The organism is Delftia sp. Lp-1, from assembly GCF_020523835.1.
Classification (GTDB): Bacteria; Pseudomonadota; Gammaproteobacteria; order Burkholderiales; family Burkholderiaceae_C; genus Comamonas; species Comamonas acidovorans.
In genome coordinates, this window is record NZ_JAJALJ010000004.1 from 200591 (window position 1) to 216595 (window position 16005).

Genomic DNA, 16005 nt, shown 5'->3' on the forward strand with positions numbered 1-16005 from the left:
GCAGGCTCAAGCCGCCAGTTTCTTGGCCTTCTCGAAGGCTTCGTCGATGGTGCCAACCATGTAGAAGGCCTGCTCGGGCAGGTGATCGCACTCGCCAGCGCAGATCATCTTGAAACCACGGATGGTTTCAGCCAGCGACACGTACTTGCCGGGAGCGCCAGTGAACACTTCGGCCACGTGGAAAGGCTGCGACAGGAAACGCTGGATCTTGCGGGCGCGGGCCACGGTCAGCTTGTCTTCGGGAGCCAGCTCGTCCATGCCCAGAATGGCGATGATGTCGCGCAGTTCCTTGTAGCGCTGCAGCGTGCCCTGCACTTCGCGGGCCACCTTGTAGTGCTCTTCACCCACGACTTGGGGGTCCAGCTGGCGGCTGGTGGAGTCCAGCGGATCGACGGCGGGGTAGATACCCAGCGAAGCGATGTCACGCGACAGCACCACGGTCGAGTCCAAGTGGGCGAACGTCGTGGCAGGCGAGGGGTCGGTCAAGTCATCGGCGGGCACGTAAACGGCCTGGATGGAAGTGATCGAACCGACCTTGGTCGAGGTGATGCGCTCTTGCAGGCGGCCCATTTCCTCGGCCAGCGTGGGCTGGTAGCCCACGGCGGAAGGCATGCGACCCAGCAGAGCGGACACTTCGGTACCGGCCAGCGTGTAGCGGTAGATGTTGTCCACGAAGAACAGCACGTCCTTGCCTTCGTCACGGAAGGCTTCGGCCATGGTCAGGCCGGTCAGCGCCACGCGCAGACGGTTGCCCGGGGGTTCGTTCATCTGGCCGTAGACCATGGCCACCTTGGAGTCGTTCAGCGACTCCTGGTTGACCACGCCGGCGTCCGACATTTCGTGATAGAAGTCATTGCCTTCGCGGGTACGTTCACCCACACCGGCGAACACCGACAGACCACCGTGGCCCTTGGCGATGTTGTTGATGAGTTCCATCATGTTCACGGTCTTGCCCACACCGGCGCCACCGAACAGACCCACCTTGCCGCCCTTGGCGAAGGGCGAGATCAGGTCGATCACCTTGATGCCGGTTTCCAGCAGTTCCTGCGAAGGCGACAGCTCGTCATAAGCCGGCGCCTTGCGGTGGATGGGAGCCGTCAGCGCCTGATCCACGGGACCACGTTCGTCGATGGGGTTGCCCAGCACGTCCATGATGCGACCCAGCGTCGCCTTGCCCACGGGCACGGTGATGGGGTTGCCGGTGTTGGACACCATCAGGCCGCGACGCAGACCGTCGGACGAACCCAGGGCGATGGTACGCACAACGCCGTCACCCAGCAGTTGCTGCACTTCCAGCGTCAGGGCCGAGCCGTCGAGCTTCAGGGCGTCGAACACCTTGGGCATTGCGTTGCGGGGGAACTCGACGTCCACCACAGCGCCAATACATTGAACAATCTTGCCTTGCACTTGAGCCATTTTTTGCTCCAATTAGTTTGTCTGTTGAGCTGCTTTACACAGCAGCGGCGCCAGCCACGATTTCCGACAGCTCGGTCGTGATCGCTGCCTGGCGCGTCTTGTTGTAGACCAGCTTCAACTCGCCAATGACGCTGCCTGCGTTGTCGGTAGCGGCCTTCATGGCCACCATGCGCGCCGATTGCTCGGACGCCATGTTTTCCGCGACAGCTTGGTAGACCAGGGACTCTGCGTAACGCACGAGCAGCTCGTCGATCACGGACTGCGCGTCGGGTTCGTAGATGTAGTCCCAGCTATGGCCAGACGTCTTCTCGGCCTGCATGCTCTCGGACGACAGAGGCAGCAACTGCTCCACCACCGATTCCTGCTTCATGGTGTTGATGAACTTGGTGTAGCTCAGGTACACCGCGCTCAGCTTGCCCGCTGCATATGCATCGAGCAGCACCTTCACAGGGCCGATCAGCTTTTCCAGATGGGGCGTATCGCCCAGACCCGTCGCGTGCGAAACCACCTTGGCGCCGACACGGTTCAGAAAGCCCAGACCCTTGTTGCCAATGGCCACTGCTTCTGCCGACACGCCTTGATCCTGCAGCTCCCGCAGCTTGGCCGTGACAGCACGCAACACGTTGGTGTTCATGCCGCCGCACAACCCCTTGTCCGTCGTCACCACGATGACGCCGGCTGTCTTTGCATCACCGTTCACTTGCATGAACGGGTGCACGTACTCGGGGTTGGCTTGGCCAAGATGGACTGCAATGTTGCGGATCTTTTCGCTGTACGGGCGTGCAGCCAGCATCCGTTCCTGCGCCTTGCGCATCTTGGATGCGGCCACCATTTCCATGGCTTTGGTGATCTTCTTGGTGTTTTCCACCGATTTGATCTTGCCGCGAATTTCCTTACCTGCTGCCATGATGGCTCCTCGTCCGGTTTAAGCGAACGACTTCTTGAACGCAGCGATGGCGGCGTTCAATTCGGCTTCGGAATCCTTGTCCATGGCCTTGGAAGCGTTCAGCTTGTCGATCAGGGCGCCGTGGCTGGTCTTCAGGAACTGGTGCAGACCAGACTCGAAAGCCAGCACTTGCTTGACCTGGATGTCGTCCATGTAGCCCTTGTTCACTGCGAACAGCGAAGCGCCCATCAAAGCGGTGGACAGGGGGCTGTACTGGGCCTGCTTGAGCAGTTCGGTCACGCGGGCACCGCGGTCCAGCTGCTTGCGGGTGGCTTCGTCCAGGTCGGAGGCGAACTGCGCGAAGGCAGCCAGCTCACGGTACTGTGCCAGGTCGGTACGGATACCGCCGGACTGGCCCTTGACCAGCTTGGTCTGTGCAGCACCACCGACGCGCGACACCGAGATACCGGCGTTGATGGCGGGGCGGATACCGGCGTTGAACAGGCTGGTTTCCAGGAAGATCTGGCCGTCCGTGATCGAGATCACGTTCGTGGGCACGAAGGCCGACACGTCACCGGCCTGGGTTTCGATGATGGGCAGTGCCGTCAGCGAACCCGTCTTGCCCTTGACTTCACCCTTGGTGAAGGCTTCGACGTAGTCGGCATTCACGCGGGCTGCACGTTCGAGCAGGCGGCTGTGGAGATAGAACACGTCGCCGGGGAAGGCTTCGCGGCCCGGGGGACGGCGCAGCAGCAGCGAAACTTGGCGGTAGGCCACGGCTTGCTTGGACAGGTCGTCATAGACGATCAGGGCGTCTTCGCCGCGGTCGCGGAAGTACTCGCCCATCGTGCAGCCGGAGTAGGCCGACACGTACTGCATGGCAGCGGATTCGGAAGCGGTGGCAGCCACGACGATGGTGTATTCCATCGCGCCAGCCTGCTCCAGGGCACGCACCACGTTCTTGATCGAGGAAGCCTTCTGGCCGATCGCAACGTAGATGCAGGTAACGCCCTGACCCTTCTGGTTGATGATGGCGTCGATGGCCACGGCGGTCTTGCCGGTCTGGCGGTCGCCGATGATCAGTTCGCGCTGGCCACGGCCGACGGGCACCATCGAGTCGATGGACTTGATGCCGGTCTGCAGGGGCTGGTCCACGGACTGGCGTGCGATCACGCCGGGAGCGACCTTCTCGATCACGTCCGTCATCTTGGCGTTGATCGGGCCCTTGCCGTCAATCGGCTGACCCAGGGCGTTGACCACGCGGCCGATGAGTTCGGGGCCGACGGGCACTTCCAGAATGCGGCCCGTGCACTTGACGGTGTCGCCTTCGGAGATGTGCTCGTACTCGCCCAGAATCACGGCGCCGACGGAGTCGCGCTCGAGGTTCAGCGCCAGGCCGAAGGAGGGCTGGCCATCCTTGCCTGCGGGGAATTCCAGCATTTCGCCTTGCATCACGTCCGACAGGCCGTGCACGCGCACGATACCGTCGGTCACCGAAACCACGGTGCCTTCGTTACGGATGTCGCTGCTGCCAGCCAGACCCTCGATGCGGCTCTTGATCAGTTCAGAAATTTCTGCGGGATTGAGTTGCATGACTCTTTCCTTCTTTAGCTTTGGTTAGCCGAGACCTCAGTCGCGTTGTTACGCAATGAGGGCCGCTTTCATTTGTTCCAGGCGGGCCTTGACGGACGTGTCAAGAACTTCATCACCCACCACGACGCGGATGCCACCGATCAGGGACTGATCTTGCTGCACCGACAGGTTCAGCTTTCGGCCGAAACGCTTCTCCAGCGAAGTCCCGAGGGCAGCCAGAGCGGCAGCATCTATGGGAAAAGCGCTTTGAACCACGGCGTCGGACGAGCCACCGGCGCGGTTCACGAGGCTGCGAAACTGGGCCGCCACTTCTGGCAGGGCTTGCAGTCGGCCGTTTTCAATGATGACGCGCAGAAAGTTGCGAGCGGCATCGGGCAATGCCGAGCCGGCCACGCCGCTGATGACGTCGAACAGTTGTTCGTCGGTCACCTTGGGGTCGTCGGCCAGCTGGCGCAATTGCGGATTGGCGGCAATCGCCGCCAATTCCTCCGCCCAGGCAACAGTGCCGGACAGGTCAGCACCCTGCTGGGTGCTGGCCTTGAACAGGGCATCTGCGTAAGGACGGGCAATGGTGGCGAGTTCTGCCATGTTTGCTCTTCCTTACAGCTCGGTCTTCAGGCGGTTCAGCAGGTCGGCATGGACGCCGGCATCCACTTCCTTGCGCAGGATCTGCTCGGCGCCCTTGACGGCCAGCGCAGCCACTTGCTCGCGCAGGGCTTCACGGGCCTGGACTGTCTGCTGCTCGGCCTCGGCGCGGGCAGCAGCAACAATCTTGTTGCCTTCTTCGGAGGCACGGGCCTTGGCTTCTTCGATGATGGCCTGGGCACGGCGTTCGGCGTCCGCAAGCCGCGATGCCGTTTCGTTGCGCGTCTGGGCCAGTTCCTGCTCGACGCGCTTGTTGGCGGCGGCCAGGTCAGTCTTGGCCTTGTCGGCAGCAGCGAGGCCATCGGCGATTTTCAGAGCTCGTTCATCCAGCGCCTTCGCGATCGGGGGCCACACGAACTTCATCGTGAACAGCACCAGGATCAGGAAAACGATGGCCTGGACGAACAGGGTCGCGTTGATACTCACGGCAACACCTTTCTATCTAGGGCGTTGATCGGAGCTTAGGCCAGGACGAAGGGGTTGGCGAAAGCGAACAGCAGAGCGATAGCAACACCGATCAGGAAGGCAGCGTCGATCAGACCGGCCAAGATGAACATCTTGGTTTGCAGTTCGTTGATCAGCTCAGGCTGACGTGCCGACGATTCCAGGAACTTGCCACCCATCAGGGCGATACCGATCGAAGCGCCGATAGCGCCCAGACCAACGATCAGACCACAAGCCAGAGCGACGAGACCGAGAATGTTTTCCATGATGACTCCTGAGATTAAAGAAAGAGAAAGGTTGAGAGGGAAAGGAAATGGTCAGTGGGCTTCATGTGCCTGGCCGAGATAGATCAGCGTCAGCATCATGAAAATGAAGGCCTGCAGGGTGATGATCAGAATGTGGAAGATCGCCCAGATAGAGCCTGCAATGATGTGCCCCAAGGGGAGCAACACACCGGAAAGCGACATGGCAGCCGCACCGCCCATCAGAGCGATCAGACAGAACACCAACTCACCAGCGTACATGTTGCCGAACAGTCGCATGCCATGCGAAACCGTCTTGGCGACATATTCAATGATCTGCATGGCCAGGTTGATAACACCCAGGATCAGTGCAAACACGGGATTCTTGCTGGTGCCGAACGGAGCGGTCACCAGTTCGTGGGCCCAGCCGCCCATGCCCTTGATCTTGATGCTGTAGAAGAAGCACAGGATCAGCACGGCCGAGGACAGGCCCAGCGTGGTCGAGAGGTCAGCCGTGGGAACGACACGCAGGTAGGCGTGCGAGTCACCCTGGACGCCCTGCCACAGTACCGGCAGCAGGTCCACGGGCAGCATGTCCATGGCGTTCATCATGAAGATCCAGACGAACACGGTCAGTGCCAGCGGAGCGATGAACTTGCGGCTTTGCGCGTTGTGGATGTTGGCCTTGGCCTGGTTGTCCACCATCTCGACCAGCAGCTCTACAGCCGCCTGGAAGCGGCCCGGAACGCCCGATGTGGCCTTGCGCGCGGCAAGCCACAGCACGAACAGGCTCAGCACGCCCAGCGTGGCGCTGACGACGATCGAGTCCAGGTTGATGACCGAAAAGTCGATGATCGACTTTTGCTTGATGTTCTGGAGGTGCTGCAGGTGGTGAACGATGTATTCACTTGCAGTAGGTGCGTGCGCGTCTGCGGCCATCGGTCAACTTCTCTTCAAATATCAATCGGTTTTTCGGACATTGGCCCGCACTATCAGTGCGACCCAATACGTTTTCATGACGATCACCAAGCCCGCCAGCAGCGCCAGCCAACTCAGCCCCGGGACCAGCTTGGGTGCAGCCGCCAGCATGGCAATGCACAGCACCAGCTTCACCAGTTCCCAGGCAAAAATTCCCACCATGGCGGCTGCAGCGCCGCCCGGCCTATTGCGCACGACGGCGCGCGCAAACAGCGCAGCCGGCAGCACCACCGACAAGGCGCCATAGGCAGCCGACCATCCGACCTCGGCGCGCCCCGTCACCAGCCACGCGACCAGTGCCACCAGCACGCCAACCACCGCCTGGACCACCACGAAGCGCCACACAGACATCTGCGGGTTTCGCGTACGCCACTCCTGAGCCTCCTCGGAGGTCAGGGGCTTGAAGTCGGAATCCTCGCCCTCAAGTTCCCTGTCAGCGTCTGTGTCAGCGGCGTAGTTTTTCATTGAGTTCTCGAAGGCCGCAGACCAGACAAGACTTTTTCACAAAGCCTCTGATTATAAGTAAAAACCCCTGCCGAACGATAGGGGTTGTTACGGGCATGCCCAAAACGGCGGCGGCAGCCTGGCTGTGTGGCAGCAGGCCAACAACGCCAGCCTCGCACCGCAGGCAGCTTGTTTGTTGTGTGTGGAGTTTTCGTGACCGGCGGCGCGGCAGCCCCAGGCTGCGACATGGCCGCGAACGATAGCGCACAATCGCCTCCAACGCCAAGCGATTAACCTTGATTCACCTATGACCGACGCCCCAACCCCCTCCTCCGCACCAGCAGCCGCGCCGGGCGCGGACCCGCGCAAGGACTCGTTGATCGAGTACCCGTCGCAGTTTCCCATCAAAGTCATGGGCATCAAGGCCGAGCATCTGGTGCATGAAATCACCCAGATCGCCGAGCGCTTCGACCCCGCCTTTGACCCCAGCACCATCGAGTTGCGCCCCAGCAGCAGCGGCAAATACCTGGGCGTCACCGTCACGGTGACGGCCACCAGCCGCGAGCAGCTCGACGACCTGTACCGGGCGTTCACCTCGCACCCTCTTGTGAAAGTGGTGCTTTGAGCACCCCAGCCGCCGAGCTTGCGCAGACGCTGGACTTGCGCCTGCTGGGCCGCACCGACTACGAAGCCACGGTGCAGGCCATGCAGGCATTCACGAGCGGCCGCGATGCCGGCACGCGCGACGAGCTCTGGATCTGCGAGCACGCCCCGCATTTCACGCAAGGCCTTGCCGGGAAAAGTGACCACTTGCTGAGCCCTGGCAACATTCCCGTGGTCGCAACCAACCGCGGCGGGCAGGTCACCTACCACGGCCCGGGCCAGGTGGTCGCCTATCCGTTGCTCGATCTGCAGCGCCTGGGCTACTTCGTCAAGGAATACGTGTTCCGCATCGAAGATGCGGTCATCCGCACGCTGGAGCATTTCGGCATCACCGGCCACCGCGTGGAAGGCGCCCCCGGCATCTACGTGCGCCTTGACGATCCTCGCAGCCACGCCATGCTGGCCCAGCGCCCGCAACTGCGCGCACCGGGTTCGCCCGTACCCCAGCCCGATTTTTCGGGGCTGGGCAAGATTGCAGCCCTGGGCATCAAGGTCAGCCGGCATTGCACCTATCACGGCGTTGCCCTGAATGCCGCCATGGACCTGGAACCCTACGACCGGATCAACCCTTGCGGCTATGCAGGACTGCAAACGGTGGACCTTTCTACAATCGGCGTTCAGACAACCTGGGACGAAGCCGCGCGCGTGCTGGGACGACAGTTGCAGCGCCGCCTAGCCCCCTGAATCCAGAACCATGACCACCAACACCGTCGTGCGCGAAGCGCAGTCCCAAGCCGAGTACAACCCGCTGGCCAAGCAGAAGGCGGCAGCGAAGCTTTCGCGCATCCCGATCAAGGTCGAGCATGGCGAGGCCCTCAAGAAGCCCGAGTGGATCCGCGTCAAGGCGGGCAGCCCCACCACGCGCTTCTACGAGATCAAGGACATCCTGCGCGCCAACAAGCTGCACACGGTCTGCGAGGAAGCCTCCTGTCCCAACATCGGCGAATGTTTCGGCAAGGGCACGGCCACCTTCATGATCATGGGCGACAAGTGCACGCGCCGCTGCCCGTTCTGCGACGTGGGCCACGGCCGCCCCGACCCGCTGGACACCAACGAGCCGCTCAATCTGGCCAAGACGATTGCCGAGCTGCGCCTGAAGTACGTGGTGATCACCAGCGTGGACCGCGATGACCTGCGCGACGGCGGCTCGGGCCATTTCGTGGAGTGCATCAAGAACATCCGCGAGCTCTCGCCGCTGACCCAGATCGAGATCCTGGTGCCCGACTTCCGTGGCCGCGACGACCGTGCGCTGGAAATCCTCAAGGCCGCACCTCCCGATGTGATGAACCACAACCTGGAGACCGCACCGCGCCTGTACAAGGAAGCGCGTCCCGGCTCGGACTACCAGTTCTCGCTGAACCTGCTCAAGAAGTTCAAGGCCTTGCACCCCAAGGTTCCGACCAAGAGCGGCATCATGGTGGGCTTGGGCGAGACCGACGAGGAAATCCTGCAGGTGATGCGCGACATGCGCGCCCATGACATCGACATGCTGACCATCGGCCAGTACCTGGCGCCCAGCAACAGCCACCTGCCGGTGCGCCGATACGTGCACCCCGACACCTTCAAGATGTTTGAGGAAGAAGCCTACAAGATGGGCTTCACGCACGCCGCCGTGGGCGCCATGGTGCGCTCCAGCTACCACGCGGATCAGCAGGCACACGCCGCAGGCGTTTGAGCTCGCCGCGTCCAGGCGGCCCTCGATGCCCAGCCCTCGCCAGCCCTGCTGCCGAGGGCTTTTTCATGGCCGCATGACGGCACATCAAGACGCGCAGGCAACAAAAAAGCAGAGCCGCTGACGCATGCTCTGCTTGAATTGGAGGCGATGTTGCCTCTTCTGACATCGTAGAAAAAAAGCCTGGCTAACCGGCAGACCGCTGGCTGGCAAACCGACTTGCTGCAGGCTGAACAGGCCTGGCGAGTCGCCCCACGATGAAACTGAAAAAGGCTTGCAGCTCGAATTCCCCACCAGAGAGTTTCTTGCTGCATTGGGGCTGATCATAGCATCGAATGAGAATCAATCGCAACTAAAGCTGCAAATCTTTTTTTCTGCGCATCCCCGCCTGCATGAATTCATGGTCCCAGCAGCGCTGCGGGACTGTCCGAGCGCAGGACTTCCTGCGCCCAGGCAGTCAGCTTGCGTGTATCGGCACGCAAGATTTCCTGCTTGACGACCAGGATCTGCGCCGGATGCATGGAAAAGCTGCGCAAACCCAGGCCGAGCAGCAGGCGCGTCATGCCCACATCCCCGGCGGTCTCCCCGCAGACACAGACGCTCTTGCCCTGCGCCCTTCCTTCGGCGATCACGTCCGCCACCAGCTTGAGCACGGCGGGATGCAAGGGGTCATAGAGATGGGCCACGGTCTCGTCGGCGCGGTCGATGGCCAGCGTGTACTGGATGAGGTCGTTGGTGCCGATCGACAGGAAGTCGAAGTAACGCAAAAAGGTGCGCACGATCAGCGCGGCCGCAGGCACTTCGATCATGGCGCCCAGCTTGACCGGGCCATGGGCCACGCCTCGCGCGTCGAGTTCGCTTTGCGCCAGCCGCACCTGGGCCAGGGTCTGCTCGATCTCGCTTTGGTGGGCCAGCATGGGAAACAGCAGATGGATCTGCCCATGCGCCGCCGCACGCAGGATGGCGCGCAACTGGGTGCGGAACATGGCCGGGTCAGCCAGGCTCCAGCGGATGGCGCGCAGGCCCAGCGCGGGGTTCAGGTAGTAGTCCTTGGGCTGTGCCTTGTCCAGCGGCTTGTCGGCGCCCACGTCCAGCGTGCGTATGGTCACGGGCATGCCCTGCATGCCGTCCACGGCCTCGCGGTAGGCGCGGTACTGCTCCTCCTCACCGGGCAGGTTGCCGCCACGCCCCATGAACAGGAATTCCGTGCGGAACAGTCCCACGCCCACGGCGCCTGCATGCACGGCCGCAGGCCCGTCGCCGGGTTGCTCGATATTGGCCAGCAACTCGATGCGCTCTCCGTCCAGCGTCAGCGCGGGCGTATGGCGCAGGCGTGAGAGGCGCTCGCGCTCCAGCTCGTTCTGGCGCTGGCGAAAGCCATATTCGGCCAGGATGATGGGAGAAGGATCGACGATGACGACGCCTGCGTTGCCATCGATGATGATCCAGTCGTCCTGGCGGATCAGCTGGCTGGCCGCGCGCGCGCCGACCACGGCCGGGATGTCCATGCTGCGCGCCACGATGGCCGTGTGCGAGGTGCGCCCGCCCACGGCCGTGATGAAGCCGGCAAACAGCCGGCTCTTGAACTGCAGCATGTCCACAGGCGACAGGTCCTGCGCCACCAGGACCAGGGGCACATCGGTGACTTCGTCGAGCAGCAGCGGCTGCTGCGGCGCGCCCTCCCCCGTTGCATCGGCCCGCGGCAGCGCGGCAGGCGCGGGCACGGGGCTGGCCATGCCCTTCATGTAGCGCAGGATGCGCTCGACCACCTGCTCCAGGTCGGCCTTGCGCTCGCGCAGATACTCGTCCTCCATCTCGTCGAACTGGCGCGAGACGACCTCGAGCTGCGTGGTCAGCGCCCATTCGGCGTTGTAGAGACGATCGGAAATCCAGTGCTTGATGGCGGCGGCCAGGGCCTCGTCCTGCAACAGCAGCAGGTGGACGTCGAGCAGGGCATCGAGCTCGCCCGGCGCATCCTGGGGCATTTCATCCTGCAGGCGGCGCAGCTCGTCGATGACGGCGTTGCGTGCGCTGCGGGCGCGGTCGATTTCCGCGTCCACCTGGTCGGGCCGGATGAAGTAGTGCACCACCTCCATGCGGCTGGAGGCCACCACCACCGCGCGTCCTATCGCAATGCCCCGTGAAACGGCCAGTCCGTGGATTGCAAACGTCATTGCGCCTGTCCTTTGCCTGCTGTGCTGCTGCGCAGGCCCCGGGCCGTCGCAATGCGGCATCGTCCGGGCCCGGCGCGTGTTGCTCTTTTGCGCTCACCGTCTGCCAGCGCAGCGGAGGCCCATCACTGGCCTTCGCCAAATTTGTCGTTGATCAGGGCCGTCAGCGCATCCATGGCTTCCTGCTCCTGCGGTCCTTCGGTTTCCAGCAGCACCTCGGAGCCCATGCCGGCAGCCAGCATCATCACGCCCATGATGCTCTTGGCGTTGATGCGCCGCTCGCCCTTGCTCATCCAGACTTCGCAGGGAAAGCTGCCTGCAAGCTTGGTGAGCTTGGCGGAGGCGCGGGCATGCAGGCCCAGTTTATTGCTGATGGTTATAGGGGTCTTGATCATTGGATGGTCGCGGACTCTGGTTCTGAGGCGTGTTCACGCCCACCTGCATCACCCCATGGCTGCCTCCCGCCAAGGCACGCTCGGCCACGGCTTCCAGCGCCTCGTGGCGATAGCCTATGGAGCGCAGCAGCATGGGCAAGTTCACTCCGGCCACCAGTCGCCCGGCAGGCAGCTGCGCCACCAGGCGCTGCGCCACGTTGCAGGGCGTCGCGCCAAAGAGGTCGGTCAGCACCAGCGTGGGCAGCGCCACCAGGCCGCCATGGTCCTCAAGCAACTGCTCGGCACGCATCAGGGTGGCCTCGGGCGGCTCCTGAGCGGGCACATCCAGGGCAAGGACGTCCTCGGCACTGTCGGCGAACACGTGCAAGGCGCATTCGCGCAGTGCATGGGCCAAAGGTGCGTGGGTGAACAAAAGGATGCGCGTGGTCATGAAGTCACAGGGTTCGGAGTCGATTATGGCGTGCGCAGGCGCATGCAGGGCAACCGGCGCGCCTGCACTGCGTTCCATGCCACAGCTGCCTCCCGCATCCGTGGCTCCGAAACCTGTTGCCGTTGCTATTGCAGTTGCAGGCTGGCGAAGAAGTTGTTGGCCTCGTCTGTGCGCGGCTTGTCGCTGTAGATCACGGCATGGTAGAGGCGTGCGCCTGCCGGCTCCATTCGTGCAAACCACACGCCATGGGCGGTGAGCTTCCAGCCCTGGGGCCCCACGCCTTCAAACGTGGTGCGCAGCGACTGCGGCAGATTCAGTGCGCCTGCAGGCAGGAAAGGGCCATCTTCCTTGGAGCGCAGTTGCTTGGCGCCCGCAGGTGCCTGCCCCGGAGCACCCGGGTTCATCTGGCCGAGCACGGCTGCCTGCCAGTACGACAGCATCTCGGCGGCTCTGGACGGCTCGCTGACCAGGAAGTGGGACACCGCGTAGGTCGACGCATCGGCATCGCATCCCATCATGGACATCTGGACTGTGCCCATGCCCTGGCCCAGCTCCACCGGCCGTGTTGCGGATTGCGGATCGCAGGGCAAGAGCACGCGCAGCGGCGTGCCTTCGACCGCGACCTGCCGCCAATCCAGCCTGGGACTGCAGGCGGCCAGGGGCGCCAACACCAGCAGCGCGGCGCCGAGCCGCAGGGCCAGAGCGCGGCCCTTTGCTTTAGAAAAGCTTTCCATCAATGTCATGCCGGCATTATCGGCATGGCCCGACCTGTCCGAGCCCCGAACTTTTGCCCTTGCCGCGCATCGAAAGGCGGTGCACGGCATGCGTGCAGGCCTTCGGGCGCAACTTTGGGCACAATCGTCGCTATGGCAAGCAAACATTGGATCGCAGGCGTGATGATCGCCGCAGCCGCCGGCATGGGCGCATGGGTGTATTCGGGTGCCGGCCAGACGGCCGCGCCGCAGTCCACCTTCGTACTGCTGGACGGCAGCAAGCAGACCACGGCCGACCTCAAGGGCAAGGTGACCTTGGTGAACTTCTGGGCCACCAGCTGCACCACCTGCGTGGCCGAAATGCCCGAGATCGTTGCCACCCACCAGAAATTCCAGAGCCAGGGCTTCGAGACCCTGGCCGTGGCCATGAGCTACGACCCGCCCAGCTATGTGGTGAACTTCGCCGATTCGCGCAAGCTGCCTTTCAAGGTCGCGCTGGACAACACCGGCGCCGTGGCCCGGGCCTGGGGCGATGTGCAACTGACTCCCACCACCTACATCGTCAACAAGCGTGGCGACATCGTGAAGCGCTATGTGGGCGCACCTGACTTCGCTGAGTTGCATCGGCTGATCGAGAAGCTGCTGGCCGAGGCCTGATACAGCGCAGACCAAGGTACAAAAAAACCGGCACCAGGCCGGTTTTTCATTGGTGCATCCTCCGCCCGCCGCTCAACGGCTGCGGAAGCTGTCGTGGCAGGCCTTGCAACTGGCGGCAGCCGGGCCGAAGGCGGCCTTGAGTTGCTCCAGGTTGCCGGACTTGGCCGCAGCCGCGAGCTTGACCGTCTCGGCCTGCATCTTCTCAGACAGGTCCTGGAACTTGGCCTGCTCCTTCCAGATTTCAGGCTTGGCCTTTCCACCTTCCGTGCCCGCGCCGAACGCGGCCCAAGGCAGCTTGGCCATGAAGGCCACCACCTCGGCGTTTTCCTGGGCCGCCTTGGCATCGAAGGGGATCTTTCCGTTCGCCATGGCGCCCAGGCGCCCGAAATGCTGGCCCAGCACGGCGAGCGCGCCCTGGCGGTACTTGATGGCGTCTTCGGACTTGGCGAACTGTGCGGACGCGGGCAGCGCCGTGGCGGCCACCAGGGCGGCCAGCGCCCATGCAGAAACTTTCTTCATCGTGGTTTTCCTTTGGGAGTGTGGGGAAATCTGCCGGGCCAGTATGGCAGCGGCGTCTTGCCGGCGCCGCTTTGATTGACCACGGCCAGGGTGCATTCCTGGTCCTCGCAGGAATGCGGGGCGGCACAATGCCCTCATCCCCATCCCAGCTTTCATGCCATGGCACAAGAATCGACCACACAAGGCGCCGCCAAGCACAAGGTCCGCATCTGGGACCTGCCTACCCGGCTGTTTCACTGGCTGCTGGCCGCAACGGTGGTTGGCCTGGTCGTGACGGCCAAGCTGGGCGGCAATGCCATGAACTGGCATCTGCTGCTGGGCCATGCCATGCTGGCCCTGCTGCTGTTTCGCCTGCTTTGGGGCCTGGTGGGCGGCCGCTGGTCGCGCTTTGCCAGCTTCATCCACGCGCCGGCCACCGTGCTGCGCCATGTGCGGGGACAAGGAACGGAGAGCGACAGCGCAGGCCACAGCCCGCTGGGCGCCCTGTCCGTGTTTGCCATGCTGGCCGTGCTGATCGCCCAGGTGGGCAGCGGGTTGCTCAGCGACGACGAGATTGCGTTCTCCGGCCCGCTGGGCCGCTTTGTATCGGGGGACACCGTGGCACAGGCCACCGCCTACCACGCGCACTGGGGGCAGTATCTGCTGTACGCGCTGGTGGCCCTGCACCTGTTGGCCATCATGTTCTATGCCTGGCGCGGACGGGGTCTGGTGCGCGCCATGGTAACGGGAGACAAGCACTTGCCCGAACCCCTGCACTCTTCACGCGACACGGCAGCCAGCCGCCTGTTGGCATTGGTCCTGGCGTTGGTGGCGGGGGCCGCCGCATGGTGGGTGCAGCAGCTGGGGGGTGCTTTCTGACTGCGTGGCCAGACGTTGCCAGCTTGCCGCTACACTGCGTTTTCCGTCGTTTTAGTCAAGTGCCCGTGGACAAGCCTGCTGTCGCCTTGCTGGCGCCGAATCCCCTGGAAGACATGGACGAAGTCCGCCAGATCTTCCAGGAGTACGCCGCAAGCCTGGATGTCGATCTGCAATTTCAAGATTTCGAGGCCGAGATCGCCGATCTGCCTGGCGACTACGCATCGCCGCGCGGCCACATCCTGCTGGCCAAGGTCGATGGCGCCGTGGCCGGCTGCTGCGCCTTGCGTCCGCTGGACAACTGCGATTACGCCAACGCTGCCGAGATGAAGCGCCTGTTCGTGCGCAAGGCCTTTCGCGGTTTCGGCCTGGGCCGCCAGCTCGCCGAGGCCATGCTCGATGTGGCGCGCCAGGCCGGCTATGACCATGTGCTGCTGGACACGCTGGACGACATGGAGTCGGCGCGCGCCCTCTATACGGACCTGGGCTTCGAGGAAATCCCGCCCTACTATCACAACCCCATCGCAGGGGCGCATTACCTCAAGGCCGATATCTTCTAGGGCCGGCTGAGGCAGCCCCCTCAAATACAAAAAGGCATTGCACCTGGGTGCAATGCCTTTTTTCGCAAAAGCGCGATGCCCAGGCCCGGCAGGCCTGCAGCACGATCAGGATCAGGCCTTGGCCTGGCCCAGCAGGGTGGCAGCGTCGCTGACTTCGAACTTGCCAGGGCCTTCCACGTTCAGCGTGGCGACCTTGCCGTCCTTGACCAGCATGGAGTAGCGGTTGCTGCGCAGGCCCAGGCCCTTGCCGTTCAGGTCCAGCGTCAGGCCGGTGGCCTTGGCGAAGGCGGCATCGCCGTCGGCCAGCATGCGCACCTTGCCGTCGGTCTTCTGGTCACGGGCCCACGCGCCCATCACGAAGGCGTCGTTGACCGACAGGCACCAGATCTCGTCCACGCCCGCAGCCTTGAAGGCTTCGGCCTGCTCCACGAAGCCGGGCACATGCTTGGCCGAGCAGGTGGGAGTGAATGCGCCGGGCACGGCGAAGACTGCAATGGTCTTGCCGGCAGCGGCTTCGGGCAGCTTCACGGGGTTGGGGCCGATGCTGCAGCCATTGCCTTCGACTTCCACGTATTCCATCAGGGTGGCAGCGGGCAGGGCATCTCCGACTTTGATCATCTCTATCTCCTTTGTGGTGCAAAACCGGGGGCCGCCGAAATGGCGGTCCCCAAACGAAAAAACGACCCACATTGTGGGTCGTTTCCTGTGGCCTTGCAGCCGGT

General features: G+C 63.3%; 20 protein-coding genes. 6 read left to right on the forward strand and 14 right to left on the reverse strand.

Annotated elements, in window-relative coordinates; genetic code table 11:
- Window positions 1–6: 6 nt before the first annotated feature.
- Genes atpD through LGR64_RS26085 form a run of 8 tightly spaced genes read right to left on the reverse strand, consistent with a single transcriptional unit; the run spans window position 7 to window position 6669 of the window.
- Window positions 7–1416, reverse strand: coding sequence for a F0F1 ATP synthase subunit beta (gene atpD, locus LGR64_RS26050; RefSeq protein WP_012202357.1), 1410 nt, complete (start codon window positions 1414–1416; stop codon window positions 7–9).
- A gap of 34 nt (window positions 1417–1450) precedes the next feature.
- Window positions 1451–2323: a F0F1 ATP synthase subunit gamma gene (atpG, locus tag LGR64_RS26055; RefSeq protein WP_043824939.1), complete on the reverse strand. Its 873-nt coding sequence runs from the start codon at window positions 2321–2323 to the stop codon at window positions 1451–1453.
- 18 nt (window positions 2324–2341) lie between these two features.
- Complete coding sequence (atpA, locus tag LGR64_RS26060) at window positions 2342–3895, reverse strand: F0F1 ATP synthase subunit alpha (RefSeq protein ID WP_012202355.1); 1554 nt, start codon at window positions 3893–3895, stop codon at window positions 2342–2344.
- A 48-nt stretch (window positions 3896–3943) separates the two neighbouring features.
- Window positions 3944–4483, reverse strand: coding sequence for a F0F1 ATP synthase subunit delta (locus LGR64_RS26065; RefSeq protein WP_012202354.1), 540 nt, complete (start codon window positions 4481–4483; stop codon window positions 3944–3946).
- 12 nt (window positions 4484–4495) lie between these two features.
- Window positions 4496–4966, reverse strand: a complete 471-nt coding sequence (locus LGR64_RS26070) for a F0F1 ATP synthase subunit B (RefSeq protein ID WP_012202353.1) — start codon at window positions 4964–4966, stop codon at window positions 4496–4498.
- 35 nt (window positions 4967–5001) lie between these two features.
- A complete protein-coding gene (gene atpE / locus LGR64_RS26075; RefSeq protein WP_011803767.1) occupies window positions 5002–5250 on the reverse strand; it encodes a F0F1 ATP synthase subunit C in 249 nt (82 codons plus the stop codon).
- A 51-nt stretch (window positions 5251–5301) separates the two neighbouring features.
- Entirely contained in the window at window positions 5302–6165 is an 864-nt protein-coding gene (gene atpB, locus LGR64_RS26080) for a F0F1 ATP synthase subunit A (RefSeq protein WP_012202352.1), read from the reverse strand.
- 21 nt (window positions 6166–6186) lie between these two features.
- Window positions 6187–6669, reverse strand: a complete 483-nt coding sequence (locus LGR64_RS26085; protein WP_141832714.1) for an ATP synthase subunit I — start codon at window positions 6667–6669, stop codon at window positions 6187–6189.
- A gap of 286 nt (window positions 6670–6955) precedes the next feature.
- Here LGR64_RS26085 and LGR64_RS26090 point away from each other — a divergent pair, with 286 nt between their 5' ends.
- Genes LGR64_RS26090 through lipA form a run of 3 tightly spaced genes read left to right on the forward strand, consistent with a single transcriptional unit; the run spans window position 6956 to window position 8986 of the window.
- On the forward strand, window positions 6956–7273 hold the full coding sequence (locus tag LGR64_RS26090) for a YbeD family protein (protein ID WP_034397898.1): 318 nt from the start codon (window positions 6956–6958) through the stop codon (window positions 7271–7273).
- Complete coding sequence (lipB, locus tag LGR64_RS26095; protein ID WP_141832716.1) at window positions 7270–7995, forward strand: lipoyl(octanoyl) transferase LipB; 726 nt, start codon at window positions 7270–7272, stop codon at window positions 7993–7995. Before LGR64_RS26090 ends, lipB begins: the two co-directional genes overlap by 4 nt.
- Window positions 7996–8005: 10 nt before the next feature.
- Window positions 8006–8986, forward strand: a complete 981-nt coding sequence (lipA, locus tag LGR64_RS26100) for a lipoyl synthase (protein WP_013800257.1) — start codon at window positions 8006–8008, stop codon at window positions 8984–8986.
- Between the two features lie 395 nt (window positions 8987–9381).
- Here lipA and ptsP read toward each other — a convergent pair whose 3' ends face one another.
- From ptsP to LGR64_RS26120, 4 genes are all read right to left on the reverse strand, one after another.
- The gene (gene ptsP / locus LGR64_RS26105) at window positions 9382–11157 is read right to left on the reverse strand and encodes a phosphoenolpyruvate--protein phosphotransferase (RefSeq protein WP_012202347.1); all 1776 of its coding nucleotides are present in this window, start codon (window positions 11155–11157) and stop codon (window positions 9382–9384) included.
- A 122-nt stretch (window positions 11158–11279) separates the two neighbouring features.
- Complete coding sequence (locus LGR64_RS26110) at window positions 11280–11549, reverse strand: HPr family phosphocarrier protein (protein ID WP_012202346.1); 270 nt, start codon at window positions 11547–11549, stop codon at window positions 11280–11282.
- On the reverse strand, window positions 11518–11979 hold the full coding sequence (locus LGR64_RS26115; protein WP_170962107.1) for a PTS sugar transporter subunit IIA: 462 nt from the start codon (window positions 11977–11979) through the stop codon (window positions 11518–11520). Before LGR64_RS26115 ends, LGR64_RS26110 begins: the two co-directional genes overlap by 32 nt.
- Before the next feature lie 125 nt (window positions 11980–12104).
- On the reverse strand, window positions 12105–12722 hold the full coding sequence (locus LGR64_RS26120) for a hypothetical protein (RefSeq protein WP_012202344.1): 618 nt from the start codon (window positions 12720–12722) through the stop codon (window positions 12105–12107).
- 123 nt (window positions 12723–12845) lie between these two features.
- On the opposite strand from LGR64_RS26120, the gene LGR64_RS26125 reads away from it, so the two are divergent.
- Complete coding sequence (locus LGR64_RS26125; RefSeq protein WP_034397890.1) at window positions 12846–13349, forward strand: TlpA disulfide reductase family protein; 504 nt, start codon at window positions 12846–12848, stop codon at window positions 13347–13349.
- 72 nt (window positions 13350–13421) lie between these two features.
- On the opposite strand, the gene LGR64_RS26130 is transcribed toward LGR64_RS26125, so the two are convergent.
- A complete protein-coding gene (locus LGR64_RS26130) occupies window positions 13422–13868 on the reverse strand; it encodes a c-type cytochrome (RefSeq protein WP_141832718.1) in 447 nt (148 codons plus the stop codon).
- Window positions 13869–14027: 159 nt separating this feature from the next.
- Between LGR64_RS26130 and LGR64_RS26135 the strand changes: the two genes are divergently transcribed.
- Both LGR64_RS26135 and LGR64_RS26140 read left to right on the forward strand, forming a co-directional pair.
- Entirely contained in the window at window positions 14028–14726 is a 699-nt protein-coding gene (locus tag LGR64_RS26135) for a cytochrome b/b6 domain-containing protein (protein ID WP_141832720.1), read from the forward strand.
- Window positions 14727–14791: 65 nt separating this feature from the next.
- The gene (locus LGR64_RS26140) at window positions 14792–15283 is read left to right on the forward strand and encodes a GNAT family N-acetyltransferase (protein ID WP_013800251.1); all 492 of its coding nucleotides are present in this window, start codon (window positions 14792–14794) and stop codon (window positions 15281–15283) included.
- Between the two features lie 111 nt (window positions 15284–15394).
- On the opposite strand, the gene LGR64_RS26145 is transcribed toward LGR64_RS26140, so the two are convergent.
- Entirely contained in the window at window positions 15395–15901 is a 507-nt protein-coding gene (locus LGR64_RS26145) for a peroxiredoxin (RefSeq protein WP_013800250.1), read from the reverse strand.
- Between the last annotated feature and the right edge of the window lie 104 nt (window positions 15902–16005).